This is a genomic window from Ensifer sp. LBL, from assembly GCF_050435225.1.
Lineage (GTDB): Bacteria > Pseudomonadota > Alphaproteobacteria > Rhizobiales > Rhizobiaceae > Ensifer.
Window position 1 is genome coordinate 54,439 of sequence record NZ_JBNDJY010000004.1, and the last position, 24,379, is coordinate 78,817.

General features: G+C 62.5%; 23 protein-coding genes. 18 read left to right on the forward strand and 5 right to left on the reverse strand.

Annotated elements, in window-relative coordinates; translation table 11 throughout:
- The first annotated feature begins 56 nt into the window (after positions 1–56).
- Complete coding sequence (locus OKW20_RS16080) at positions 57–620, forward strand: NADPH-dependent FMN reductase (protein ID WP_429173567.1); 564 nt, start codon at positions 57–59, stop codon at positions 618–620.
- Positions 621–735: 115 nt separating this feature from the next.
- On the opposite strand, the gene OKW20_RS16085 is transcribed toward OKW20_RS16080, so the two are convergent.
- Both OKW20_RS16085 and OKW20_RS16090 read right to left on the reverse strand, forming a co-directional pair.
- Complete coding sequence (locus OKW20_RS16085; protein WP_429173568.1) at positions 736–2,292, reverse strand: VOC family protein; 1,557 nt, start codon at positions 2,290–2,292, stop codon at positions 736–738.
- 93 nt (positions 2,293–2,385) lie between these two features.
- On the reverse strand, positions 2,386–3,243 hold the full coding sequence (locus OKW20_RS16090; protein WP_429173569.1) for an SDR family NAD(P)-dependent oxidoreductase: 858 nt from the start codon (positions 3,241–3,243) through the stop codon (positions 2,386–2,388).
- Positions 3,244–3,433: 190 nt separating this feature from the next.
- On the opposite strand from OKW20_RS16090, the gene OKW20_RS16095 reads away from it, so the two are divergent.
- Complete coding sequence (locus OKW20_RS16095; protein WP_429173571.1) at positions 3,434–4,189, forward strand: Crp/Fnr family transcriptional regulator; 756 nt, start codon at positions 3,434–3,436, stop codon at positions 4,187–4,189.
- Between the two features lie 63 nt (positions 4,190–4,252).
- Here the strand turns inward: OKW20_RS16095 and OKW20_RS16100 are convergent, their stop codons facing one another.
- Positions 4,253–4,765 carry a Dps family protein gene (locus OKW20_RS16100; RefSeq protein WP_429116234.1) on the reverse strand — a complete coding sequence of 171 codons (513 nt, stop codon included), beginning with the start codon at positions 4,763–4,765 and terminating at the stop codon, positions 4,253–4,255.
- Positions 4,766–5,034: 269 nt separating this feature from the next.
- Here OKW20_RS16100 and OKW20_RS16105 point away from each other — a divergent pair, with 269 nt between their 5' ends.
- A complete protein-coding gene (locus OKW20_RS16105) occupies positions 5,035–5,421 on the forward strand; it encodes a response regulator (protein ID WP_043611311.1) in 387 nt (128 codons plus the stop codon).
- Positions 5,422–5,434: 13 nt separating this feature from the next.
- Here the strand turns inward: OKW20_RS16105 and cysQ are convergent, their stop codons facing one another.
- Positions 5,435–6,211, reverse strand: a complete 777-nt coding sequence (cysQ, locus tag OKW20_RS16110) for a 3'(2'),5'-bisphosphate nucleotidase CysQ (RefSeq protein ID WP_205237993.1) — start codon at positions 6,209–6,211, stop codon at positions 5,435–5,437.
- A 214-nt stretch (positions 6,212–6,425) separates the two neighbouring features.
- On the opposite strand from cysQ, the gene OKW20_RS16115 reads away from it, so the two are divergent.
- From OKW20_RS16115 to OKW20_RS16165, 11 genes are all read left to right on the forward strand, one after another.
- The gene (locus tag OKW20_RS16115) at positions 6,426–7,676 is read left to right on the forward strand and encodes a sarcosine oxidase subunit beta family protein (protein ID WP_034798844.1); all 1,251 of its coding nucleotides are present in this window, start codon (positions 6,426–6,428) and stop codon (positions 7,674–7,676) included.
- Between the two features lie 70 nt (positions 7,677–7,746).
- Complete coding sequence (locus tag OKW20_RS16120; RefSeq protein WP_113539221.1) at positions 7,747–8,025, forward strand: sarcosine oxidase subunit delta; 279 nt, start codon at positions 7,747–7,749, stop codon at positions 8,023–8,025.
- Positions 8,022–10,979: a sarcosine oxidase subunit alpha family protein gene (locus tag OKW20_RS16125; protein ID WP_429173573.1), complete on the forward strand. Its 2,958-nt coding sequence runs from the start codon at positions 8,022–8,024 to the stop codon at positions 10,977–10,979. The genes OKW20_RS16120 and OKW20_RS16125 overlap by 4 nt, the downstream gene beginning before the upstream one ends.
- 10 nt (positions 10,980–10,989) lie before the next feature.
- The gene (locus tag OKW20_RS16130) at positions 10,990–11,544 is read left to right on the forward strand and encodes a sarcosine oxidase subunit gamma (protein ID WP_043611298.1); all 555 of its coding nucleotides are present in this window, start codon (positions 10,990–10,992) and stop codon (positions 11,542–11,544) included.
- A 253-nt stretch (positions 11,545–11,797) separates the two neighbouring features.
- A complete protein-coding gene (locus OKW20_RS16135; protein ID WP_429173575.1) occupies positions 11,798–14,224 on the forward strand; it encodes a GcvT family protein in 2,427 nt (808 codons plus the stop codon).
- 288 nt (positions 14,225–14,512) lie between these two features.
- Entirely contained in the window at positions 14,513–15,415 is a 903-nt protein-coding gene (locus OKW20_RS16140) for a branched-chain amino acid ABC transporter permease (protein WP_043611301.1), read from the forward strand.
- 13 nt (positions 15,416–15,428) lie between these two features.
- Positions 15,429–16,805 (forward strand): high-affinity branched-chain amino acid ABC transporter permease LivM, encoded by a 1,377-nt coding sequence (livM, locus tag OKW20_RS16145; protein ID WP_371742520.1) that lies wholly within the window; start codon positions 15,429–15,431, stop codon positions 16,803–16,805.
- Entirely contained in the window at positions 16,805–17,689 is an 885-nt protein-coding gene (locus OKW20_RS16150; RefSeq protein ID WP_043626789.1) for an ABC transporter ATP-binding protein, read from the forward strand. Before livM ends, OKW20_RS16150 begins: the two co-directional genes overlap by 1 nt.
- Positions 17,689–18,414, forward strand: a complete 726-nt coding sequence (locus OKW20_RS16155; RefSeq protein WP_043626786.1) for an ABC transporter ATP-binding protein — start codon at positions 17,689–17,691, stop codon at positions 18,412–18,414. The genes OKW20_RS16150 and OKW20_RS16155 overlap by 1 nt, the downstream gene beginning before the upstream one ends.
- A gap of 24 nt (positions 18,415–18,438) precedes the next feature.
- Complete coding sequence (locus OKW20_RS16160) at positions 18,439–18,783, forward strand: DUF6867 family protein (RefSeq protein ID WP_043626784.1); 345 nt, start codon at positions 18,439–18,441, stop codon at positions 18,781–18,783.
- Between the two features lie 114 nt (positions 18,784–18,897).
- Positions 18,898–20,016: a branched-chain amino acid ABC transporter substrate-binding protein gene (locus OKW20_RS16165; RefSeq protein WP_043626781.1), complete on the forward strand. Its 1,119-nt coding sequence runs from the start codon at positions 18,898–18,900 to the stop codon at positions 20,014–20,016.
- 91 nt (positions 20,017–20,107) lie between these two features.
- On the opposite strand, the gene OKW20_RS16170 is transcribed toward OKW20_RS16165, so the two are convergent.
- Positions 20,108–20,560, reverse strand: coding sequence for a MarR family winged helix-turn-helix transcriptional regulator (locus OKW20_RS16170; RefSeq protein WP_043626778.1), 453 nt, complete (start codon positions 20,558–20,560; stop codon positions 20,108–20,110).
- A gap of 194 nt (positions 20,561–20,754) precedes the next feature.
- On the opposite strand from OKW20_RS16170, the gene OKW20_RS16175 reads away from it, so the two are divergent.
- The 4 genes from OKW20_RS16175 to OKW20_RS16190 all read left to right on the forward strand — a co-directional run bounded on the left by OKW20_RS16175 (position 20,755) and on the right by OKW20_RS16190 (position 24,317).
- Positions 20,755–21,765, forward strand: a complete 1,011-nt coding sequence (locus OKW20_RS16175; RefSeq protein ID WP_429173577.1) for an alpha/beta fold hydrolase — start codon at positions 20,755–20,757, stop codon at positions 21,763–21,765.
- A 142-nt stretch (positions 21,766–21,907) separates the two neighbouring features.
- Positions 21,908–22,882, forward strand: coding sequence for a 2-hydroxyacid dehydrogenase (locus tag OKW20_RS16180; RefSeq protein ID WP_429173578.1), 975 nt, complete (start codon positions 21,908–21,910; stop codon positions 22,880–22,882).
- Positions 22,883–23,056: 174 nt separating this feature from the next.
- Positions 23,057–23,890 carry an urease accessory protein UreD gene (locus OKW20_RS16185; RefSeq protein WP_429173579.1) on the forward strand — a complete coding sequence of 278 codons (834 nt, stop codon included), beginning with the start codon at positions 23,057–23,059 and terminating at the stop codon, positions 23,888–23,890.
- Between the two features lie 124 nt (positions 23,891–24,014).
- Positions 24,015–24,317 (forward strand): urease subunit gamma, encoded by a 303-nt coding sequence (locus tag OKW20_RS16190; protein WP_043627336.1) that lies wholly within the window; start codon positions 24,015–24,017, stop codon positions 24,315–24,317.
- The last annotated feature ends 62 nt before the right edge of the window (positions 24,318–24,379 follow it).

The following is a 24,379-nucleotide window of genomic DNA, read 5'->3' on the forward strand; positions in this document are numbered from 1 at the left end:
CGCCTCGCTCTTCGAGGCGCGCCCGCACGGACTTGGAGTAGGAAGGACCAGATCCCATGACGAAAATCCTCGGAATTTCCGGGAGCCTGCGCAAGGCGTCGTTCAACACCGGACTGATGCGCGCGGCCGCGGAAAATCTGCCCGATGGCGTCGCGTTCGACACCGCGACGCTGCATGGGATTCCGCTCTATGACGGCGATGTCGAAAAGGAGAGCGGCATTCCGGATGCCGTGACGGCGCTGAAGCAGAAGGTGATGGCGGCCGATGGCGTCATCCTGTTTACACCGGAATACAACAACTCCATCCCCGGCGTGTTCAAGAACGCGATCGACTGGATGAGCCGGCCTTCCGCCGATATCGCCAAGGTGTTTCGCGGCCGGCCCTTCGCGCTTGCCGGCAGCTCGCCCGGCAATTTCGGCACCATCCTCAGCCAGAACGCCTGGCTACCGATCATGCGCACGCTCGGCGCCGAACTCTGGTCCGGCAAGCGGCTGATGCTGCCGAAAGCGGATACGCTTTTCGATGAGGCGGGGACGCTGACCGATGCCGATGCTCGCGACCGGCTCGCCGCCTTCGTCAAGGCATTTGCCGATTTTGCCGGTACAGAAGGAGCACGATAGACGGCTGGGATATCGCGGGCACGACTGGGTATGAATGCTCGGGCAAAGCCCGAGCATGAGAAAGCGAGCGTTGTTCGCTTTCCTAAAGCGTTCGCCGAAACGGCCCGAAGGACCTTTAGAGCCCCTTGTCCTGGAGCCACTGCTGGATGGCCGCGATATCCGGCGCACCGACCTCGTGGCCCATGTCGAGTTCGACCGCGGTCAGGTCCGTACCGGTGCGGGCGAGCTCTTCCTTGAGGCGTGGAGCGAAGTCGCCATAGCTGTCGTGCCTACCCGTCAGCAGCAGGACCTTGGTGCCCGAGAGATCCGGGGGCGGCACGTCGTCAAGCACCAGCATCGAGCGCATCAGCACGACATTACGGATGAGCCCCGGATGCAAGAGCATCAGCGCCACCAGCAGGTTAGCGCCGTTGGAGTAGCCGATGAAGACAGTCTTCCCGAGATCGATGCGGTAGCCGTCCCGCGCGCCTTCGACGAAGGCAGCGAAGGCTTCGGCTTCCGAGCGCACATCCTTCTGGTCGAAGGTCGTCGGCGAATAGCGGCGGAACCAGCGCGGCGTTCCCTCCTCGTTCGACCGGCCGCGAATGCCGACCAGTGTCGCTTCGCGGTCGACCTGGTGGGCGAGATGAAGAAGCTGGGTCTCGTTGGCGCCGCTGCCGTGTAACAGCATGAAGGTGCGGTCATCGAGCACGTCAGGGTGATAGAAGCGGTGCACGAAGGGCAGGTCGCGCTCGGTCAGCCGCGGTTCTCCCGGCAGCGCGAACTGCGGCATGGCGAGCAGCATTTCTTCGCGAGCGGCGCTGAAATGCGCGGGGACGAAGAGCTCGGTGCCCAGCGTTTCCTTGGGCTCGTCGACGGTGAAGCCGGGAATGTCGCTGGCCAGTTCATAGAGCGACCCCCCGGGTTCGCGGACGTAAAGCGAATAGAAGTATTTGCGGTCATGCGCGTTGATTGCGCCGGCACCGTCGCGCTTCAGGTCGTCGTGCACCCGCTCCACGGCCGCGCGGTCCGGAGCGCGAAAAGCGATGTGATCGATCGTTCCGGTTCCGGGAGCCGACGTCCAGAAACCGGTCGCATTGCGCACGTCGATGGTATCGCCGGAGGCGGAGGTGAGCCGCCGGATCGCGTCGGTTGCGCCGGTTTCCGTGTAGCCGAAATGGGACGTCAGGAAGCGAACGGATTCCTCCGGCTTTTCGGTCAGGATCGTGGCGCCGCGCAGGCGGCGGATCGCGTCTTCAGCGGGGATATCGCGCGTACTCCAGGGGGCTGCACCCGAAACCGCCTCGGTGCCGACGAGCTTGACGATGACACCGTCCGGATCCTTGAGCCGCAGCACCGGCTCGCCGAATTCCTGCGCCGGCCCCGATGTGGCGATGTTGAACTGCAGCGCGCGGGTCAGCCAGAAGCCGATGCTTTCCGGCCGGATGGCAAAGGCGATCTCGCTCGGCTGGCCATGGCCGACACGACCGCGACCGCCGTCCTCCCACATCAGGAAGGTCACGAGCGAACCCGCCGACCCCTCGGCGTCGCCGTAGAAGAGGTGCAACTGGTTGGCGTCCTCATAGCCGCCGGTCCGCTTGACGAGGCGCAGGCCAAGAAAGCCGACATAGAAGTCGACGTTTTCCTGGACCTTCCGGGCAATCAGGGTGATGTGGTGGATGCCGCTCGTCATTCTTTAGTCCCTCGTTATCGTCGTCCCACAAAACACGATGTGCCCCGCGAGCACCAGAAGCGCCGGCGAGAACGCAGTGTCAACGCAGGAGGATCAATCGCGATCCTTGTCGAGGAAGGCCTTGAAAGCCTCTCCGTATTTCGGATGCCAGCGCGACAGCGGCGGTCGGTTCTCGACGATGTCGCCGGCGGCCCAGAGGATACGCCGTTCGTCGGTGGCGCGTGGCACGTCGTTGTCCGGGCAGAGGATGTAGAAGTCGCCGCGCGCCAGGCTCTCCATCATGAAGTCGACCGTCTGTTCCGACGTCCAGGCGCCGGCCGGTTTTTCCGTGCGACCGCCAGCCGTCAGCCCGGTATAGACGAAACCTGGGATCAGCAGGTGCGCATGGACCTGGCTTCCGGCGGTGTTGCGCAGTTCGTGCTCCAGCGCCTCGGTAAAGACCTTCACGCCCGCCTTGGAGACGTTGTAGGCCGGGTCGCCAGGCGGCGTGGTGATGCCCTGTTTCGAGCCGGTGTTGATGATGACGGCCGCCTTGCCATGGGCGATCATCCGGGATGCAAAGACGCGCGAACCGTTGATGACGCTCCAGAGATTGACCCCGAGCGTCGCCTCCCAGGCCGCCAGGGGGCCAAGGATCGCACTGCCGGGCTGGATGCCGGCATTGTTCATGAGCACATGCACGTCGCCGAGTTGCCGATGCACCTCCCGTTCGAGTGCTTCGAGCGCGTCGAGCCGCGACACGTCGGTTGCAATCGCCGTGACGTGCTGCACCCCGCCCGGGGCGGCGGCTGCGACGTCGCTGGCAGCCTTATCCAGTTTCCCGCCTGCGAGGTCGGTGAGCACGACGCGCATGCCGAGCGTCGCGAAGTGCCGGGCGGCGGCAAGGCCGATGCCGGACGCAGCACCGGTAACGACGGCGACATTGCCGGGGGCGAAGGCAGGATGGGACATGGCGAAGCTCCTGTGGCGGGGTCGAGTGCCAAGAGATAGGGCGCCAAGGGCGGACTGTCCATGAGCATGTCGGCGGGGACGCTTCGGAAAACCAAGTGTTTTCAGTGTTGTATCTTGCCACCTGCGATGCCGGCGCTACTTGCAGTTTTGGGCGCCAACGCCCGAACGAACGCATGTGGTGGATGAAACGATGAACGAAATGACAGCCCGCAACGAAAAGCGCACCCCTTGCGAAAGCTGTCCCTTGCGCAAGCTCGATCATTTTCGCGCCTTTACCGGCGAAGAACTGGCCTTCGTTTCGCAGTTCAAGACCGGCGAACTGGCAGTCGACGGCGGCGCGACGATTCTTGTCGAAGGCGCACACAGCGCCCACCTCTTCACCGTGCTTTCCGGCTGGGGCTTCCGCTACAAGATGCTCGACGACGGTCGCCGCCAGATCCTCAATTACGTGATGCCCGGCGATCTGATCGGCCTGCAGGGTAGCTTGATGGGGGAGATGCAGCATTCGATCGAAGCGCTGTCGCCCGTCACCCTTTGCGTCTTCGAGCGCGGCAAGCTCAATCGCCTGTTCGAGAACTACCCCGAGCTTGCCTATGATCTCACCTGGATCGCGGCGCGCGAGGAGCGCATTCTGGACGAAAACCTCTTGAGCATCGGCCGACGATCCGCGCTGGAGCGGGCCGCCTATCTCATCGCCTTCCTTTACCAGCGGGCGGAAGTGCTCGATCTCTTCAACAACAGCCGCGTCGCCATTCCGATCAGCCAGCAGCACGTGGCCGACACGCTCGGCCTTTCGATCGTTCACACCAACAAGACGCTGAAGAAGCTTGCCGAACGCGGCCTGATCCGCTGGGCGGAGAAGGGCTGCAATGTCCGCGATATCGATGGGCTGCTGGCGATTTCCGGCTGGGAAGGGCTGCGCGAGCCGAAGCGGCCGTTCATCTGACGCGCCCTGTCATAGGCGATCGATGCGGCGCTGGAGCCGCATCGACTTCAAAGTGCGCGCCGGTCAGGCGGCGATGATCGCCCGCAGCATCCACAGCGCCTTTTCGTGGAAATCGAGACGATCGGTCAGCATGTCCGTCGTGACGAGGTCGCTGTCCTCGTCGGCCTTGGTGCCGGCGTCGCGTATGCGCCGCGCCGCGGCTTCGTGATTGGTGATCAGGTCGGCCACCATCTCCGCCGCCGTCGTGTGGTTGACTGAGGTGGCGCTCGGGGCAAAGGTTTTTGCTTCGGCAAGCTTTGCCGGCGCGAGGTGCCCAAGGGCGCGGATGCGCTCGGCAATGATGTCGGTTGCCTTGAACAGCGCGTTGTAGTGCTCTTCGGTCAGTTCGTGCAGCGGCTTGAACAGGGGGCCGACCACGTTCCAGTGGTAGATGTGGCTCTTGATGACCAGCTTGTAGGTATCGGCGAGGATATCGGAAAGCGCCGTCGCCATCTGCTGGCGATAGGCCTTCGTCAGGCCGATGTCGAATTCTTCGTCCCTGACCTTGGGTTTCAGCACGGCGGCAGTCTGTTTCATTCTCCTGCTCCAGTTCTGTCTTCGGAAATGTCGAGCGGTTTGCGGCCGGGGGCCACGCCGCATGAGTTGAACGCCGCGACGAAAGGGTTGTTCCCGATCCAGTCTCGACGCTCACATGTCTTTTTTAAATGCGAGGTCGGGCCATTGGGGCCTAAGCTCAGTCGTTGCCGTTGCCTCAGTGGAGGTTCCGGGACTCTGGACGGCATTCCGCCTGGAAATGCGCCTGCAGCGATGATGACTGCCGTCGCTGTACGTGAAAAATGGAGTGCATTGACATGGCCGAGCTTCCGCCGTCCGTCCGGACGGTCCTCGTTCTCGAGGACAACTTCATCATCGCCATGGACGTCGAGGAAATCCTCTCTTCACTCGGGATCCTGCAGGTTACGATCGCCGGAAATGCAAACCAGGCCTTGGAACTGCTGACGCTCCAGGCCTTCGATTTCGCGATCCTCGACGTCAACCTTGGCGATCACACGAGTTTCGTGGTTGCCGATGCCATGCTCGCCCGCGGCATGCCGTTCGGATTCACCAGCGGCTACGGCGATGCCGAGCATTTCCCGACCTATCTCAGGCACGTTCCGCGGATCGACAAACCGTTCAACGAGAAATCGATCGGCCAGCTGATCGCCGCCGGGATTCAGCCAAGAAACGTTTAGGTATCCAGTCCGGTCAGGGTTTGCCGCGCGACACGAACCAGGGATTGGCGAAGTCGCTGTCGTCCTTCTGGTTGCGCTTGCCGTAGGTGAGCGGCGTGCCGTCCATCGTCAGCGTTTCGCCGCCGGCCGCTCGAAGGATCGCGTCGCCCGCGGCGGTGTCCCATTCCATCGTCCGGCTGAAGCGCGGATAGACGTCGGCCAAGCCTTCGGCAAGCAGGCAGAATTTCAAGGACGAGCCGACGGTCCGGTAGTCGGCGATGCCGTGTTTTTCGAGGTAGTCGATCGTCTCGGCGCTGTTGTGCCAGCGGCTGGCGAGCCCCACCATGCGATCGCCGCAGCTGCGGCAGCCGATGATCGTTTCCTCGGTCAGGCGAAAGCTGCCATCAATAACCGACTTTACCGCCTTGCCATGGTGTGCCGCATAGAGGATGCCAAGCGCCGGGGCGTAGACGACGCCCGCGACCGGCGCGCCGTTTTCGATCAGCGCGATGTTGACGGTGAAGTCGTCGTTGCGGCTGATGAATTCCTTGGTGCCGTCGAGCGGATCGACAAGAAAGAACGACGTGCCGGACGTCTCCGGCACGAAACCGGCGGACACCGCTTCCTCGGCGACCACGGGAATGTCCGGAAAAGCCGCGGCGAGATCCGCCAGGATGATGCGTTCGGCGGTCGTATCGGCATCGGTGACCGGCGAGCAGTCGGGCTTGTGGGTGACCTCCGGCCCGGCATTGTAGATGTCGAGAATGGCCCGACCCGCCGCTATCGCCGATTGTTGCAGTATCTCCAGCATTCGCCCTGTCTTTCGGTCCGTCATCTGGCCCATAGCATATTGAGAGGAAGAATATAGCCATGCTTTTGACATGGCAGGCGGCTCTTTACACGTGGCCGCAGCCGATCTGCAGGGCGGCCGTCTCAAGGTTTTTTGCACCTGCGAGAGGCTTTGCATCTTTGCTTCCGCCTTGCGGCTGTGCAAATGTGCCGGCGCAACTGAACTGGATGCCTTCATGCGTTATTCCGCCTTCTCGCTTGTCAGGAACGCCCTTTCCGGAAACCTGAACTGGAAACCGCATTGGCGCCAGCCGCAGCCGAAATCCCACTATGACGTGATCATCGTCGGTGGCGGCGGACACGGGCTTTCGACCGCCTACTATCTCGCCAAGGAATTCGGCGTGAAGAACGTCGCGGTGCTGGAGAAGGGCTACCTCGGTTCCGGCAATGTCGGCCGCAACACCACGATCGTGCGTTCCAATTACATGCTGCCCGGCAACGAGCCGTTCTACGAATTTTCGATGAAGCTCTGGGAGGGGCTGGAGCAGGATCTCAACTACAATGTGATGCTGTCGCAGCGCGGCGTCATCATGCTCTACCACAGCGACGGCCAGCGCGATGCCTATGTGCGCCGCGGCAATGCCATGTGGATGGAAGGCGTCGCCGCCGAACTCATCGAGCGCGAACAGTTGAAGAAGATGATCCCCTTCCTCAACTACGATCACGCCCGTTATCCGATCCTCGGCGGCCTGCTGCAGCGCCGCGCCGGCACGGCGCGACATGATGCCGTTGCCTGGGGCTATGCCCGCGGCGCCGACCAGCATGGTGTCGACATCATCGAGCATTGCGAAGTGACCGGCATTCGTCGCGAAAACGGTGTCGTCACCGGTGTCGAGACCACCAAGGGCTTCATCGGCTGCGGCAAGCTGGCGCTGGCGGCGGCCGGCAACACCTCGCGCGTCGGCGAGATGGCGGACCTGAAGCTGCCGCTCGAAAGCCACGTCTTGCAGGCCTTCGTGACCGAGGGGCTGAAGCCCTGTATCGACCACGTGATCGTCTATGGCGGCGGCCACTTCTACATCTCGCAGTCGGACAAGGGCGGTCTCGTCTTTGGCGCCGAGATCGACGGCTATTCGTCCTATGCCCAGCGCGGCAACCTGGCGACGGCCGAGCACGTGATGGAGGAGGGGGTGACGATGATCCCCGGCCTTTCGCGCGTGAGGGTGCTGCGCGCCTGGGGCGGTGTCATGGACATGAGCATGGACGGCTCGCCGATCATCGACCGCACCTCGATCGACAATCTCTACCTGAACTGCGGCTGGTGCTACGGCGGCTTCAAGGCAACGCCGGCTTCCGGCTATTGCTTCGCCCATCTGATCGCCAAGAACGACACCCATCCGGTGGCGCGTGCCTTGAGGCTCGATCGCTTCGCTCGCGGCTATGCCGTCGACGAAGCCGGCGCCGGCCCGCAGCCCAACCTTCACTGACAGCACACGGCCCGCTGGCCCGTATGGAATGAACAGGAAGCCGGAGCGCGGCTTCAGGACACGGAAGACGATGGCAAGCCTGATTACCTGCCCGCATTGCGGGGTCCGACCGAAGGAAGAATTCGCGATCCGCGGCGATGCCTCGCGCGGCCGCCCCGAACCGATGGATTCGGACGAAGCCTGGCACGACTATGTTTACGTGCGCGCCAACCCGCGCGGCCGCACGTTGGAACATTGGCACCACGTCGCCGGCTGTCGCCGCTTCCTCGTGGTCGAGCGCGATACGGCGACCCACGAGGTCTATTCCGTCGTCGATGCGGCCGAGTTTGCGCGGAGGGCGGCGCGATGACCGGCTATCGTCTTTCCTCCGGCGGCCTCGTCGATCGCAGCAAGACGCTGAGCTTCACCTTCGACGGCCGGCCGCTGCGTGGATTTGCCGGCGATACGCTGGCCTCGGCCCTTCTTGCCAACGACCAGCTGCTCGTCGGCCGTAGCTTCAAGTATCACCGGCCGCGCGGCATCGTCAGCGCCGGGCCCTCCGAGCCCAACGCGCTCGTCACTCTCGGCTCTGGTGCGCGCACCGATGCCAATACCAAGGCGACCGTTGCTGAACTCTATAGTGGGCTGACAGCCAAAAGCCAGAACCGCTGGCCGTCGCTCGGCTTCGATATCGGGGCCGTCAACGGCGTGCTTTCGCCTTTCCTCGGCGCCGGCTTCTACTACAAGACCTTCATGTGGCCGAAGCAGGCCTGGGAACGGGTCTATGAACCCATCATCCGCCGCGCTGCGGGCCTCGGCCGGGCGGTGCTGGAGCGCGATCCCGAGAGCTACGAGAAGTCCTGGGCGTTCTGCGACCTGCTCGTCGTCGGTGCCGGTCCAGCCGGCCTGATGGCGGCGTTGACCGCCGGACGCGCCGGCCTCCGGGTCATCGTCGCCGACGAGGATTTCCGGCTCGGCGGTTCGTTGCTCTCCGCTAGTGAAACCATCGACGGCGCGCCGGCATCGGTCTTTGCCGACCGCATCGTCGTCGAACTGCAAGCGCTGCCCAACGTCACGCTGCTTTCGCGCACCACCGTCTTCGGCTGGTACGATGACAACGTCTTCGGCGCGGTCGAGCGCGTGCAGAAACACGTCGCCGAACCATCGTCGAAGCTTGTGAGCGAGCGCGTCTGGCGCATCGTTGCCAAGCGCGCGCTGTTGGCAACCGGTGCCGAGGAACGGCCGCTGGTGTTCGGCGGCAACGATCGTCCTGGTGTGATGATGGCGGGCGCCATGACCACCTATGCCGAACGCTACGGCGTCGCCGCCGGCAAGCAAGTCGCCATCTTTACCAGCGGCAGCGCCGGCTACCGGACGGCGCGGGTGCTTGCAGCCAAGGGCGTCGCGATCGCGGCGATCGTCGATGCCCGCGCTGAGGCCGCCGATCAGGCGCCCGATGGCATCAGGGTCATCCGCTCGGCCTCGATCGTCGACACCAAGGGCCGGCAACGTCTCAACGGCATCGTCGTCGAACGCTCCGGCTACGAGCAACTGATCGCCTGCGATGCGCTGGGCATGTCCGGCGGCTGGAGCCCGATCGTGCATCTTGCCTGCCAGCGCGGCGCAAGACCGGTCTGGTCGGAGGAATTGAAGGCCTTTGTCGCGCCTGACGTCGGCGGCAGCCTGCGTCCCGTGGGTGCGGCCAACGGCGTCTATACGCTCGCCGGCTGCCTGTCCGATGGTGCGGAGAAGGCCGCAGCGATTGCCGCCGACCTCGGCTTCAGCGCCAGCTCGGCGGCAGCACCGGTCGTCGATGGCGAGGAGGCCACTTCCTTCTCGGCGCTCTGGTACGTGCCGGGCGCCAGGTCGAAGGCCTTTGTCGATTTCCAGAACGACGTGCATGCGAAGGATCTCGGCCTGGCGCTGCGCGAAGGGTTCGGCCATGTGGAGCACGCCAAGCGCTACACGACCAGCGGCATGGCGACCGATCAGGGCAAGCTTTCCAACATCAATGCCGTCGGCATTCTCGCCGGCATGCGCGGCGTCAGCCCGGCCGAGGTCGGCACAACCACTTTCAGGCCGTTCTACACGCCGGTCTCCTTCGGTGCGCTCGCCGGTACGGCGCGCGACGAACATGCGGCACCGGCGCGCAAGTCGCCGCTGCACGGCTGGGCGATGAAAAACGGCGCGACCTTCGTCGAGGCGGGGCTCTGGCACCGGTCCGCCTGGTTCCCGCGCGCCGGCGAAAAGACCTGGCGCGACAGCGTCGATCGCGAAGTCCTGAACGTGCGGGCCAATGTCGGCCTCTGCGATGTCTCGACCCTCGGCAAGATCGAGGTCTTCGGTCCCGACGCTGCGGAGTTCCTCAACCGGCTTTATTGCAACCCGGTCCTGAAGTTGCCGATCGGCAAGGCGCGTTACGGCCTGATGCTGCGCGAAGACGGTTTCGTCTTCGACGACGGCACCGTCAGCCGCTTCGACGATGAGCATTTCTTCGTCACCACGACGACGGCGATGGCAGGTCCCGTCATGGCGCACCTGGAATATTGCGCCCAGACGCTCTGGCCGGACCTCGAAGTCCGCTTCACCTCGTCGACCGACCAATGGGCGCAGATGGCGATCGCCGGTCCGAAAGCGCGCGCGGTGCTGCAGCAGATCGTGGATGGCGATATTTCCGATGGCGCGTTTCCGCTCCTGTCCGCCCGCAAGATCGTCCTGAAAAGCGGTGTGTCGGCGCGGCTCTTCCGCATTTCCTTCTCCGGGGAGCTGGCTTTCGAACTTGCGGTGCCGGCAGGTTATGGCGAGGCGGTGGCCGACCAGATCATGGAGGCCGGCCGGCCGCATGAAATCTGTGCCTATGGCGTCGAAGCCTTGAACGTGCTGCGGCTGGAGAAAGGGCTGCTGACGCATGCCGAATTCGACGGTCGCGTGACGCCAGACGATGCCGGGCTCGGCCGAATGCTCTCGATGCAGAAGACCGACTTCATCGGCAAGCGCCTCTCGACGCGCTACGGCCTGACGGCGGCGGATCGCATGCAGCTCGTTGGTTTGAAGCCCGTCGATGCCGACAAGGACATGCGGGCCGGAGCGCATCTTCTGAAGGAGGGGACCAAGCCCTCGACGCTGAACGATCAGGGTTGGGTCAGCTCGGCCGGTTACTCGCCGGTCCTGGGCCACGCCATCGCGCTCGCCTTCCTGAAATCCGGGCGCGAACGCTATGGCGAGAAGGTCGTCGTGTTCGATAAGCTCCGCGATCAGGAGATCGTCGCCGAAGTCTGCGACCCGGTCTTCGTCGATCCGCAAAATGCAAAGCTGAAGGCCTGAGGAGGCGGTGATGGTTCGCGACTACAACAACCGCCACGCACTGGAGCAGAAACTGCGATCGGCACCCACGTCGCCGGCGGCCGACCACCTGATGGTCGGGCATTGGCGCACGATGGCGACGGTTCTTGCACGCGCCGGCCGGGAGGAGACCGTGCGTGAGGCGATCGCCGCCCAGTCCGACTTGTCCATGCGGTTCTCGGCACCGGGGGAGTGGCTGGTCGTCTCCGAGGTGGAAGCGCCGAGCGGGCTCGTGCGTTGGCTCGAAGAGCTTTGCGACGGCGGTGCCTATGTTGTCGACCAAAGCGATGGGCGCGTCGTCTTCCGGATCGCCGGCCCGAACGTGCGCAGCATCCTCGCCAAGGGCATCGGCCTTGATCTTCATCCATCAGCCTTCACGGTTGGCGGCAGCACCAATGCGCTCTGCGGTCACATCCCGGTCAATCTCGCCCGGACGGACGAGGACACGTTCGAGCTGATCGTGCCGCGGAGCTATGCGGAATCGCTCTTCGATGACCTGATGAAAATGGGGCGGGCCTTCGATCTCACCGCCGCTTTCTCGGACTGAACCCGCCCTTTCAAGAGGCCGAAATCAAATGCGGCATGAAATGCCGCAAACGGGTCGCCCATCCGCCAGCAAACGGCGGAAATGGACAAGCGTCCTTCGCAGCCGTGTCTTTATCGGCGCCGTCTTTCTGACTAGGCTTTCATCGTCAGCCGCTTGCGCTTCTGTGCTCGAAGCAAGCGGTCGCCGTGCCTGAGTTTCTTCCTGACAATTTGGCCATGTCTCCGGGAGGAGCATGGGGAGACGGAGTGTACGCATGAAAAGCCATGCCAAGGTCGTCGTTATCGGAGGCGGTGTCGTCGGGTGTTCGGTGCTCTATCACCTGACGAAATTCGGCTGGACCGACGCCGTGCTGCTCGAGCGATCGGAACTTACTTCCGGCTCCACCTGGCATGCGGCCGGCGGCATGCACACGATCAACGGCGACCCGAACGTCGCCAAGCTGCAGAAATATACGGTCGAGCTCTACAAGGAGATCGAGGAATATTCCGGCCAGGATGTCGGCCTTCACATGACCTCGGGCATGATGCTGGCCGCCACCAAGGAACGCTTCGACTGGATGAAGTCCATCCTCGCCAAGGGCCGCTACATGGGGCTCGAAGCGGAGCTTTTGACGCCGAAGGAAGCGCACGACCTGATGCCGCTGCTCGATCCCGACCAGTTCGTCGGCGCAGTGTTCGATCCGGTCGAGGGGCACCTCGATCCCTATGGCACGACGCATGCCTATGCCAAATCGGCGAAGAAGAACGGTGCGGAGATCTACCTGCACACCAAGGTCGAGGATCTGGTGCAGCGGGAAGACGGTTCCTGGCGGGTGATCACAAACCAGGGCGAGATTATCGCCGAACACGTTGTCAACGCCGCCGGCCTCTGGGCGCGCGAAGTCGGCCGCATGGTGGGGCTGGAGCTGCCGGTGCTTGCCATGGAGCACATGTATCTCATCACCGAGGACATGCCCGAAGTCATCGAATTCAACCAGACACGCGGCAAGGAGCTGATGCACTGCGTCGATTTCGACGGCGAGATTTATCTCCGCCAGGAGCGAAACGGCATGCTGATGGGCACCTATGAGAAGGCGTGCCGCCCGTGGTCGCCGATCTCGACGCCCTGGGATTTCGGCCACGAACTCCTGGCCGAGGACATCGACCGCATTTCGCCGGAACTCGAAGTCGGCTTCCGGCACTTCCCGGCCTTCAACAAGGCCGGCATCAGGAAGATCATCAACGGCCCCTTCACCTTTTCGCCGGACGGCAACCCACTGGTCGGCCCGGTGCGGGGCTTGAGGAACTACTGGTCGGCCTGTGCCGTCATGGCCGGCTTCAGCCAGGGCGGCGGCGTCGGCCTGGCGCTCGCCAACTGGATGATCCATGGCGACCCCGGCTTCGACGTGTTTGCCATGGACGTGTCCCGATACGGCGATTTCGCCACGCTTGCCTATACCAACGCCAAGGTGCGCGAGAACTACTCGCGTCGCTTCTCGATCCGTTATCCGAACGAGGAACTGCCGGGCGCGCGGCCGCTGCTGACGACGCCGATCTACGACCGGCTGAAGGCGGCAGGCGCCGTCTTCGGCGCGTCCTATGGGCTCGAAACGCCGCTGTGGTTTGCACCCGAGGGGGTAAAGGATGCCTTCTCCTGGCGGCGCTCGACCGATTTCGAGACCGTGGGCGCGGAGGCGCGGGCCGTGCGCGAAGGCGTCGGCCTGATGGAGACCTCGGGCTTTGCCAAATATGCGATCACAGGCAACGGCGCGGAGGCGTGGCTCGACCGCATGCTGGCCTGCCGCATACCGCAGACGGGGCGTATGGCGCTGGCGCCGATGTTGAAGGACGACGGCAAGCTGATCGGCGACTTCACCCTGGCCAAGCTCGGCGAGTGGGATTTCCTGCTCGTCGGCTCCGGTATCGCCGAGGACTACCACATGCGCTGGTTCGAGGCGCATCTGCCTGCGGACGGTGCGGTGTCGCTGAAGGCTTTGAAGCTGGAGCTGGTCGGCCTGTCGATCGCCGGGCCAAAGGCCCGCGATGTGCTCGCGAGCCTTACCCATCTCGACGTCTCCGACGCAGCGTTCCCGTTCATGGACATCCGCCGCATGGACCTCGGCATGGCGCCTGCGATCGTCGGCCGGGTTAGCTATACGGGCGATCTCGGCTACGAGATCTGGATGAAGCCGGAGTACCAGCGCTATCTCTTCGAGCTGCTGATGGAGAAGGGGGCCGCGTCCGGCATCCGTCTGTTCGGCTTGAGGGCACTGAATGCGCTGCGCGTCGAGAAATCCGTCGGCAGCTGGGCGCGCGAGTATCGTCCCCTTTATGGCCCGGTCGAAGCCGGGCTTGGACGGTTTGTTGCGACCGGCAAGGATGCCGATTTCATCGGCAAGGCGGCGGCGGTTAAGGAGAAGGCGGATGGTGGCGCACTACGTCTGAGAACCTTCCTGCTCGAGGCGAAGGACGCTGATGTCATCGGCGACGAGCCGATCTACCTCGACGGCGTCGTGCGCGGCTGGGTGACATCGGGCGGCTATGCGCATGCAAGCGGCGTTTCGGTCGCCATGGGCTACGTGCCGAAGGAGATCGCCGACCGCAGCGATGGCTGGTCGATCGAACTCCTGGGTGAGATCCTGCCGGCCCGTCTTCAGCCGCATCCGCTGTTCGATTCGAACGGTCAGCGCATGCGCGCCTGAGCAATCGGGGTGGAGTGCAGGCCGTAGTGGGCTGTTGAAGCTTCATAGAATACCCGACGCTTTTACGACTAAAGTTGATGATTTCGCGGGCGAAAGCTGCGGAAATTTTGATTTTTCTGGCTGTAAAAGCGTCAAATCGATTTTATCGAGGAAGTTTTTGATGAAGTCGCGTTTTTTAGCTTTCCTTTTCGTTTGAAAGAGGTATGGAATCGAGCAAACACAGCGCTCAACAATGAGCTCAAAAAACAAGAGACCGGACCGTTATGGATCTGGTCCAGGGGAAGATTGATGGAGTATTTCGTCCAGCAGCTCGTCAACGGGCTGACTCTTGGGTCTATTTATGGTATGATCGCTATTGGTTATACCATGGTCTACGGCATCATTGGCATGATCAACTTCGCTCACGGCGATATTTTCATGCTCGGCGGCTTTGCTGCTTTGATTGTCTTTCTTATTCTCACAACATTCATCGGGGGCGTCCCGGTTGTACTTGCTCTCCTGCTGATGATGGTCGTCGGCATGTTGACCGCAGGTCTCTGGAACTGGACGATCGAGAAGGTGGCCTATCGGCCCCTGCGCGGTTCGTTCCGGCTTGCGCCGCTGATCACCGCAATCGGCATGTCGATTGCGCTGTCGAACTTCATCCAGGTGACGCAGGGTCCGCGCAACAAGCCGATCCCGCCGCTCGTTTCCTCGGTCTACGAGGTCTTCGGCATCACCATCTCGCTGAAGCAGATCATCATCATCGTCATCACGGCGGCTCTGCTTTCGATCTTCTGGTACATCGTCAACAAGACGCCGCTTGGCCGGGCCCAACGCGCGACCGAACAGGACCGCAAGATGGCGGCGCTGCTCGGTGTCGACGTCGACCGCACCATCTCGGTGACCTTCATCATGGGTGCAGCACTCGCTGCCGTCGCCGGTACGATGTATCTGATGTATTATGGCGTCGTCGTCTTCACCGACGGTTTCGTGCCTGGCGTCAAAGCGTTCACCGCGGCCGTTCTCGGCGGCATCGGATCGCTGCCGGGCGCCGTTCTCGGCGGACTGTTGATCGGGCTCATCGAGTCCCTCTGGTCCGCCTATTTCACCATCGACTACAAGGACGTCGCGACCTTCTCCATTCTCGCCATCGTCCTGATCTTCAAGCCGTCTGGCATTCTCGGACGACCGGAAGTCGAGAAGGTATAATTCCATGGCAAACATTGCTTCTACGACTGCAAGCGCCGGCACTGACGTGACGGCGCGGGCCCTGCGCGAGGCTGTCTTCGCGGGCCTGATTTCGCTCGGTCTTTTCGTGCTGTTCGTCGGTCTCAAGTCCGACCAGAACATCCGCAACGAGCTGATCCTCAACCAGCGCTGGGGCCTGCTGGCGATCTTCGTGATCGTCGCTGCCGTCGGCCGCTTCCTGATGGTGGCCTATGTCCAGCCGGCCATGGCCCGGCGCAAGGCCGCCAAGGCCGAAGCCGAGGATGCGGTGAAGGAGGAGACCTTCTTCACCCGCCACTTCTCCAAGCTCGCGATCGCGTTCCTGCTCGTCTATCCGCCGCTCGTCGTCGCGATCTTCGGCATCCAGGGCTCGCTCAAGTGGGTCGACAATTTCGGCATCCAGATCCTGATCTACGTGATGCTGGCCTGGGGGCTGAACATCGTCGTCGGCCTCGCCGGCCTGCTGGACCTGGGTTATGTCGCCTTCTACGCGGTCGGTGCCTATTCCTACGCCCTGTTGTCGACCTATTTCGGCCTGTCCTTCTGGGTTCTTCTTCCGGTCGCCGGCATTCTTGCCGCCTTCTGGGGCATGATCCTCGGCTTCCCGGTTCTGCGTCTGCGCGGCGACTATCTGGCGATCGTGACGCTCGCCTTCGGTGAAATCATCCGATTGGTGTTGATCAACTGGACGGAAGTGACGAAGGGTACGTTCGGCGTCTCCGGCATCGCCAAGGCAACGCTATTTGGCATCAAGTTCGATGCCTCGAAGGACGGCTTTGCCGCGCTGATGGGCCTGCCGATGTCGTCGGCCTATTACAAGATCTTCCTGTTCTATCTGATCCTGGCGCTTGCGCTGCTCACGGCTTACGTGACGATCCGGCTGCGCCGCATGCCGATCGGCCGCGCCTGGGAAGCGCTGCGCGAGGACGAGATCGCCTGCCGCTCGCTCGGCATCAACACGGTGACGACCAAGCTCACCGCCTTTGCGACGGGCGCCATGTTCGGCGGTATCGCCGGCTCGTTCTTCGCCGTGCGCCAGGGCTTCGTATCGCCTGAATCCTTCGTCTTCCTGGAATCTGCGGTCATTCTCGCGATCGTGGTTCTCGGCGGCATGGGCTCGCTCACCGGTATCGCTGTCGCTGCGGCCGTGATGATCGGCGGCACCGAAATCCTGCGTGAGCTTTCCTTCCTGAAGATGGTCTTCGGACCGGACTTCACACCTGAACTCTACCGTATGCTGATCTTTGGCCTGGCCATGGTCGTCGTCATGGTCTGGAAGCCGCGCGGCTTCGTCGGATCGCGCGAACCGACAGCCTTCTTGCACGAACGCAAGGCAGTCTCGGGCAGCTTCACCAAGGAAGGGCACGGTTGATGGCCCGCGAGACGACGACAATGACAAAAGACCCCATTCTCAAGGTTGAGCACCTGTCGATGCGCTTCGGCGGTCTCATGGCCATCAACGACTTCTCCTTCGAAGCCTATCGCGGTGACATCACCGCGCTGATCGGCCCGAACGGAGCGGGCAAGACCACGGTGTTCAACTGCATCACCGGCTTCTACAAGCCGACGATGGGCATGATCACGATGAAGCAGAAGGCCGGCAAGGAATACCTGCTGGAACGTCTGCCGGACTTCGAGATCACCAAGCTCGCCAAGGTGGCGCGTACCTTCCAGAACATCCGGATGTTCTCCGGTCTGACGGTGCTCGAAAACCTGCTCGTCGCGCAGCACAACAAGCTGATGCAGGCATCCGGCTACACTTTCCTCGGCCTGCTCGGCTTCCCGGCTTACCGCCAGGCATCGCGCGAGGCGATCGACCTTGCCAAGCACTGGCTGGAAAAGGCGTCGCTGATCGACCGTGCGGACGATCCGGCCGGTGACCTCTCCTACGGCGCCCAGCGCCGTCTCGAGATTGCCCGCGCCATGTGCACGGGTCCGGAACTGCTTTGCCTGGACGAGCCGGCCGCCGGTCTCAATCCGCGCGAGTCCCTGGCGCTCAACGAATTGCTGAAAAGCATTCGCGCCGATACCGGCACGTCGATCCTGTTGATCGAACACGACATGTCCGTGGTCATGGAGATTTCCGACCACGTGGTGGTCCTGGAATACGGACAGAAGATTTCCGACGGCACACCGGATTTCGTGAAGAACGATCCGAGGGTCATTGCGGCCTATCTGGGTGTCGAGGATGAAGAGGTTGAAGAGGTGATCGAACAAATCGAGGAAATCGAAGGCGGGCAGGGGGGCACCAACTGATGACGGCGCCTCTTCTCCAAGTTAAAGCCGTCGAGACCTACTACGGCAACATCCGCGCGCTGAGCGGGGTCGATGTCGAAGTTCACCGCGGTGAAATCGTCTGCCTGATCGGTGCCAACGGTGCCGGCAAGTCGACGCTGATGATGACGATCTGCGGCAGCCCGCAGGCGCGTACCGGTTCGGTCTTCTTCGAAGGCCAGGACATCACCCGCATGCCGACGCACGAGATCGCCCGGCTGCGCATCGCGCAGTCGCCCGAGGGTCGGCGCATCTTCCCGCGCATGACGGTGTTTGAAAACCTGCAGATGGGCGCCAGCCTCGACAACCTGAAGCACTTCGACCAGGACGTGGAAAAGGTGTTTGCGCTTTTCCCGCGCCTGAAGGAGCGCCAGGCGCAGCGCGGCGGCACGCTTTCGGGCGGCGAGCAGCAGATGCTGTCGATCGGCCGCGCACTGATGGCCCGGCCGAAGCTCCTGCTTCTCGACGAGCCGTCGCTCGGTCTCGCACCGCTGATCGTCAAGGGCATCTTCGAAGCGATCAAGAAGCTCAACAAGGAGGAAGGCCTGACCGTCTTCCTCGTCGAGCAGAACGCCTTCGGTGCGCTCAAGCTTTCGGACCGCGGCTACGTGATGGTCAACGGCCGGGTGACGATGAGCGGTTCCGGCAAGGAACTGCTCGCCAATCCGGAAGTGCGCGCGGCCTATCTCGAAGGCGGCCGTCATTGAACGGCTGCATCTGGAGCAAGTGACATGCAGGGAATTCTCTACGAAGAAGTGTCGATCTGGCAATTTCTTTTCATCAGCTGCGTTCTCGGCGGCTGGACGGCGTGGCGTACCGGCAAGAGCGTCGCCGAAAGCTGGGAGGAGTTTCCGCGCCTCCTTCTCTACGTTGCGTTGCTGGGGCTTGGCATCCGCTTCGTGCATCACGCTCTCTTCGAGGGCACGATGTTCAGCCTGCACTACTATATCGTGGACACGATCGTGCTTTTGTTGTTTGCTACCGCAGGTTTCCGATACTACCGGACCAAGCAAATGACCAATAACTACTATTGGCTCTATGAGAAGGCTTCGCCTTTCTCATGGAAAGCCAAATAAAGGGAACAGCGCGCGCCGGCCGCCGCGGCCGGTGCGAAAGAAACACCGGCGCAACTATGGTGGGCATTGCGCAGGTTGGTAACGAGACCCGCTCGAATAATTGGGAGTAACAAGATGAAAAAGTCTCTTCTGTCGGCGGTCGCGCTGACGGCTATGGTTGCCTTCAGCGGCAGCGCCTGGGCTGATATTCTCGTTGGTGTCGCCGGCCCGCTGACTGGCCCGAACGCCGCTTTCGGTGCACAGCTCCAGAAAGGTGCAGAGCAGGCCGCCGCTGACATCAACGCTGCCGGCGGTATCAATGGGGAACAGATCAAGGTTGTGCTCGGCGACGACGTTTCGGACGCCAAGCAGGGCGTTTCGGTCGCCAACAAGTTCGTTGCTGACGGTGTGAAGTTCGTTGTCGGTCACTTCAACTCGGGCGTGTCCATCCCGGCTTCTGAAGTTTACGCCGAAAACGGCATCCTGCAGGTAACGCCGGCCTCCACCAACCCGCAGTTCACCGAGCGCGGTCTCTGGAACACGTTCCGTACCTGCGGCCGTGACGACCAGCAGGGTGCAGTTGCCGGTGCCTACCTCGCCGCCAACTTCAAGGACGCAAAGATCGCCGTCATTCACGACAAGACCCCCTATGGTCAGGGCCTTGCCGACGAAACCAAGAAGTCGATGAACGAAGCCGGCCTCACCGAAGCCCTCTATGAAGGCATCAACACCGGCGACAAGGACTTCTCGGCGCTCATCGCCAAGATGAAGGAAGCTGGCGTTTCGATCGTTTACTACGGCGGTCTGCACACCGAAGCCGGCCTGATCATGCGCCAGATGAAGGACCAGGGCCTCAAGGCTACCCTGATGTCGGGCGATGGTATCGTTTCGAACGAACTGGCTTCGATCGCCGGCGACGCCGTTGACGGCACGCTGATGACGTTCGCTCCGGATCCGCGCAAGAACCCGGCTGCCAAGGACCTCGTCGAGAAGTTCCGCGCTGCCGGCTTCGAACCGGAAGCCTACACGCTCTACGCCTACGCCGCTCTCCAGGTCATCGCAGAAGCTGCCAAGGCTTCCGGCGGCAACGACCCGCAGGCAGTTGCCGAAGCCATCAAGGCAAAGGGTCCGTTCAAGACCGCAATCGGCGAACTCGGCTATGACGAAAAGGGCGACATCACGCGTCCGGACTACGTCATGTACACCTGGAAGAAGGGTGACGACGGCAAGTACAACTACTTCCAGAACGAGTAGTTCTGATTTCGGACCTTGTGTCCGACTGGTTGGGGCCCGGCGAGCGATCGCCGGGCTTTTCTTTTTGGTGAGATGTCGGCGCAGCGGTCGGCTATTTCAGCAGCGTGTCCCTGAGTGAAGAGACCTCGGCGCGCAGTCGCTCGAGATCGTCGGCGCCGAGCTTCGTCGCTTCGGTGAGACCGCGCGGCACTTCCACTGCCTTTTGCCGCAAGGCCTTACCCATGTCGGTCAATTGCACCCGGACCTGCCGCTCGTCCGCCTTGTCGCGCACACGGGCGATGTAGCCGGCGGCCTCCAGGCGCTTCAGCATCGGCGTCAAAGTGCTCGATTCCAGGAAGAGCCGTTCACCGAGGCTGCCGACCGTCTGGTCGTCTTTCTCCCACAACAGCACCATCACCAGATATTGCGGGTAGGTGAGATCAAGTTCCTCCAGCAGCGGCTTGTAGATGCGCGTGAAGGCGTGGTTTGCCGAATAGACCGCAAAACAGAGGAAGCTGTCGAGCGCCAGCATCGCCTCGTCGTTCTTGGAGTTGGTGTCAGTCATCGCTTTCTCCTGTCATGCGTTCAAAATAAATCGTTCACGATATAATCGCAAGGCATTGACAGCGGTGCAGTCGCACTATAAATGTTGTGCACGATCTAATCGATGGCGATATAAACGTATATAAATCGTGCACGATTTAATCGCTAGATATCTAACTATAGAGCGGCATGACCGCAGGGAAGAAGGAGCGTTCCATGAGCAAGGCAATCAGCAAGACCGAAGCCAACGGCATCTCCCGCCGCAGCGTTCTCTCGGCCGCCTTTGGCGCAGCCGCCACGGCAGCCGCGGTCAATGCCATGAACACACCGGCCAAGGCCGCATCCACCACCGCAGCAACCGCCGGCGCGTCCGGCACGAAGGGAGCAAACACCATGGCCAGCCGCATCATCACCCGCGATGGCGTCGAGATTTATTACAAGGACTGGGGTCCGAAGGATGGCCCGGTCGTCGTGCTCAGTCACGGTTGGCCACTGTCGTCGGACAGCTGGGAGGCGCAGGCCTTCCACCTTGCCGCCAACGGCTTCCGCGTCGTCACCCATGATCGCCGTGGCCACGGCCGCTCGTCGCAGCCCTGGGACGGCAACGACATGGATCACTATGCCGACGACCTTGCTGACCTGATCAATGCGCTCGATCTCAAGGACATCTTCCTCGCCGGGTTTTCGACCGGCGGCGGCGAGATCAGCCGTTATATCGGCCGCCACGGCACCAGCCGGGTCGCCAAGGCCGGCCTGATCTCGGCGGTGCCGCCGCTGATGGTCAAGACCGACAAGAACCCCGGTGGCCTGCCGAAGGAAGTCTTTGACGGTTTGCAGGCGGCAAGCCTCAAGGATCGCTCGAAGCTCTACCGCGACATCGCGTCCGGTCCGTTCTTCGGCTTCAACCGGACGGGGGCTGTCGCGTCTGAAGGCATGATCGACAGCTTCTGGCTGCAGGGCATGATGGCCGGCCACAAGAACACCTACGACTCGATCGTCGCCTTCTCGCAGACCGACTTTACCGAGGACCTGAAGAAGTTCGACGTGCCGACCTTGATCATCCATGGCGACGACGACCAGATCGTGCCGATCGATGCGGCGGCGAGAGCCTCGAAGACGCTGGTGCCGCATGCGGAGCTCAAGGTCTATGCCGGCGCACCGCACGGCATCACCGACACCCACAAGGACCAGCTCAACGCCGACCTGCTCGCCTTCGCCAAGGCCTGATGGCAGTTGAAATCACGATGAGAGGCGCCGGCAACGGCGCCTCTTTTTTGCTTTTTGTGATAGGTGTTTCGCTTGTCGAGATAGCTGTCGAGTCGCGCCGTTTCGTGCACTATCTCGCAGCGATTCTGATCCGGAGGCAGGCATGAGCTCGAAACCCCGCATTCTCGTCACCCGTCGTTGGCCGGCAGCGGTGGAGCAGGTGCTTGCCGAACGCTTCGACGTCACCTTGAACGAAGGGGACGTGCCGCTGACAGCCGCAGAACTCGCCGAAGCACTGCGGACCTATGACGCCGTTCTCCCGACGGTCTCTGACCGGCTTCCGGCCGACCTCTTTGCCCGCGGCGGTCTCCGCGCGAAGATCCTTGGAAACTATGGCGTGGGCTACAATCACATCGACGTTGCGGCCGCCAAGGCTGCCGACATCGTCGTCACCAACACGCCGGGTGTGCTGACCGACTGCACCGCCGACATCGCCATGACGCTGCTGCTTGCAGTCGCGCGGCGGGCAGGCGAGGGCGAGCGGCAGGTGAGGGCCGGCGAATGGACCGGCTGGCGCCCGACCCACATGATTGGCGGCAAGGTCACCGGCAAGACGCTCGGCATCATCGGCTTCGGCCGCATCGGCAAGGCGATGGCCAAGCGCTGCCACTTCGGCTTCGACATGGATGTCGTTTTCTACAATCGCTCACGCATCGACCCGGCCGAGGCCAGCCGTTATGGCGCCCGCCAGCTCGACACGGTCGAGGACGTGCTGAAGGTGGCGGACTTCGTGTCGCTGCATTGCCCCGGCGGCGGCGAAAACCGGCACCTCATCAATGCCGAACGCCTGGCCCTGATGAAGAAAAGCGCCTACCTCGTCAACACGGCGCGGGGTGATGTGATCGACGAGCTGGCGCTGATTGCGGCGCTCGAAGACGGTGTCATTCGCGGCGCCGGGCTTGATGTCTTCGAGGCGGAACCGAACGTGCCGGAACGTCTGCGCGCGCTCGAAAATGTCGTTCTGCTTCCACATCTCGGCAGTGCGACGGAGGAGACGCGCGTCGCCATGGGCATGAAGGTGGTCGACAATATCACGGCGTTTTTCGACGGGCGCGAACCGCCGGATCGCGTGGCGTAGAAGGTTGCCCGTTTTCTGCGCAGAGTCTGCATGGAAATGCAGCACGTTGACGATTTTCTTTGCAAAACAATAACTTGACTTGTCGTGCCGCGATGCGGACGATAGCGCCAAGATAAGGCGGTGGGCTCAATGGGCACTGCGCCTCGAATGAAGGACGCCGTTTAGCGGTCTGAGATGGACAAGGCAGCACGCATCGCCCCGCAGCGGGCCTGGGGCAAGGGACGGCTGGTCGCCAAGGCGGCGCTCGGCCACAGCCGCATTGCCGAACTCTACCAGGAAGGCTGCGCCAAGATCCGCCTGCCGAAGACCTTCGATACCTCGATGGAGGCGGTGCTCATCAATTCTTCCGGCGGGCTTACCGGCGGCGACCGGATGATCTGGGAGGTCGCGGCAGGGGCCGAAACCGAGGTGACGGTGACGACGCAGGCCTGCGAGAAGATCTACAAGGCGAGCGCCGATACCGTCGAAGTGGCGACCCGCATCGAGGTTGCCCCCGGCGCGCGCGTCGACTGGCTGCCGCAGGAGACGATCCTCTTCGACCGGGCCTCGCTCTCGCGCTCGCTGGAGGTGGAACTTGCCTCGGACTCGACGTTTCTCGCGGTCGAAGCGGTGCTTCTCGGCCGCAAGGCAATGGGCGAGGCGGTTGAAACCGGGCTCTTCCGCGATCGCTGGCGTATCCGTAGCGGGGGCAAGCTGCTGCATGCGGACAATCTCGCCCTATCAGGAGAAGTCGCCAGTCTCGCCCAACGCAAGGCGGTGCTCGACGGCGCAGCCGCTTTTGCCACGCTGCTCTATGTCGGTCCGGACTGCGAACTCCAGCTGCCGCGTTTTCGGTCGCTCGTCGATGGCGCAGCGGGCGTCGGCATCAGCCATTTTCAGGTCCATGGCCGCGACAAGCTGGTTGCCCGTTTCGTGGCGCCGGATGGCTTCGCGCTCAGAAAAATCCTCATCCCGGTTATTTCGCACTTGCGCAAGCAGAAGACTGTGCCGAAAGTCTGGGTACTCTAGCGCGTTTCACATTTTTATTTGAAACAGTGAAACGATCTAACGCATTGAAACTTTGTAATTCCTGGCGGAAGACCGCTTCGCAGATTTCCCAGGGAATTGCTTCACGAACAACCGGTGGCGACGCATGAATCTTACCCCGCGCGAGAAAGACAAACTGCTGATTTCGATGGCGGCTATGGTTGCCCGCAGGCGCCTGGAGCGCGGCGTGAAACTCAACCACCCGGAGGCGATCGCGCTGATCACCGATTTTGTCGTCGAGGGCGCGCGCGACGGGCGCTCGGTCGCCGAACTGATGGAGGCGGGTGCGCAGGTGCTGACGCGCGAGCAGGTGATGGAGGGCATCGCTGAGATGATCCATGACATCCAGATCGAGGCGACCTTTCCGGACGGAACCAAGCTCGTCACCGTGCACGAGCCGATCCGCTAGGCGCAGGGCGCCTGAAGCCTGAACGCGGGATAAAAGCATGCGGCCGGCCGAGGGCGGCTTGA

What these genes read in the sequence shown, in the direction of transcription:
- OKW20_RS16155 (WP_043626786.1), top strand. Translation starts at nt 17,689, where the DNA reads ATGACGGCGCCTCTTCTCCAAGTTAAAGCCGTCGAGACCTACTACGGC.
- OKW20_RS16190 (WP_043627336.1), top strand. Translation starts at nt 24,015, where the DNA reads ATGAATCTTACCCCGCGCGAGAAAGACAAACTGCTGATTTCGATGGCG.
- OKW20_RS16125 (WP_429173573.1), top strand. Translation starts at nt 8,022, where the DNA reads ATGACCGGCTATCGTCTTTCCTCCGGCGGCCTCGTCGATCGCAGCAAG.
- OKW20_RS16095 (WP_429173571.1), top strand. Translation starts at nt 3,434, where the DNA reads ATGAACGAAATGACAGCCCGCAACGAAAAGCGCACCCCTTGCGAAAGC.
- OKW20_RS16165 (WP_043626781.1), top strand. Translation starts at nt 18,898, where the DNA reads ATGAAAAAGTCTCTTCTGTCGGCGGTCGCGCTGACGGCTATGGTTGCC.
- OKW20_RS16120 (WP_113539221.1), top strand. Translation starts at nt 7,747, where the DNA reads ATGGCAAGCCTGATTACCTGCCCGCATTGCGGGGTCCGACCGAAGGAA.
- OKW20_RS16135 (WP_429173575.1), top strand. Translation starts at nt 11,798, where the DNA reads ATGAAAAGCCATGCCAAGGTCGTCGTTATCGGAGGCGGTGTCGTCGGG.
- OKW20_RS16160 (WP_043626784.1), top strand. Translation starts at nt 18,439, where the DNA reads ATGCAGGGAATTCTCTACGAAGAAGTGTCGATCTGGCAATTTCTTTTC.
- OKW20_RS16100 (WP_429116234.1), bottom strand. Translation starts at nt 4,765, where the DNA reads ATGAAACAGACTGCCGCCGTGCTGAAACCCAAGGTCAGGGACGAAGAA.
- OKW20_RS16090 (WP_429173569.1), bottom strand. Translation starts at nt 3,243, where the DNA reads ATGTCCCATCCTGCCTTCGCCCCCGGCAATGTCGCCGTCGTTACCGGT.
- OKW20_RS16175 (WP_429173577.1), top strand. Translation starts at nt 20,755, where the DNA reads ATGAGCAAGGCAATCAGCAAGACCGAAGCCAACGGCATCTCCCGCCGC.
- OKW20_RS16150 (WP_043626789.1), top strand. Translation starts at nt 16,805, where the DNA reads ATGGCCCGCGAGACGACGACAATGACAAAAGACCCCATTCTCAAGGTT.
- OKW20_RS16085 (WP_429173568.1), bottom strand. Translation starts at nt 2,292, where the DNA reads ATGACGAGCGGCATCCACCACATCACCCTGATTGCCCGGAAGGTCCAG.
- OKW20_RS16140 (WP_043611301.1), top strand. Translation starts at nt 14,513, where the DNA reads ATGGAGTATTTCGTCCAGCAGCTCGTCAACGGGCTGACTCTTGGGTCT.
- OKW20_RS16130 (WP_043611298.1), top strand. Translation starts at nt 10,990, where the DNA reads ATGGTTCGCGACTACAACAACCGCCACGCACTGGAGCAGAAACTGCGA.
- cysQ (WP_205237993.1), bottom strand. Translation starts at nt 6,211, where the DNA reads ATGCTGGAGATACTGCAACAATCGGCGATAGCGGCGGGTCGGGCCATT.
- OKW20_RS16180 (WP_429173578.1), top strand. Translation starts at nt 21,908, where the DNA reads ATGAGCTCGAAACCCCGCATTCTCGTCACCCGTCGTTGGCCGGCAGCG.
- OKW20_RS16080 (WP_429173567.1), top strand. Translation starts at nt 57, where the DNA reads ATGACGAAAATCCTCGGAATTTCCGGGAGCCTGCGCAAGGCGTCGTTC.
- OKW20_RS16115 (WP_034798844.1), top strand. Translation starts at nt 6,426, where the DNA reads ATGCGTTATTCCGCCTTCTCGCTTGTCAGGAACGCCCTTTCCGGAAAC.
- OKW20_RS16170 (WP_043626778.1), bottom strand. Translation starts at nt 20,560, where the DNA reads ATGACTGACACCAACTCCAAGAACGACGAGGCGATGCTGGCGCTCGAC.
- OKW20_RS16185 (WP_429173579.1), top strand. Translation starts at nt 23,057, where the DNA reads ATGGACAAGGCAGCACGCATCGCCCCGCAGCGGGCCTGGGGCAAGGGA.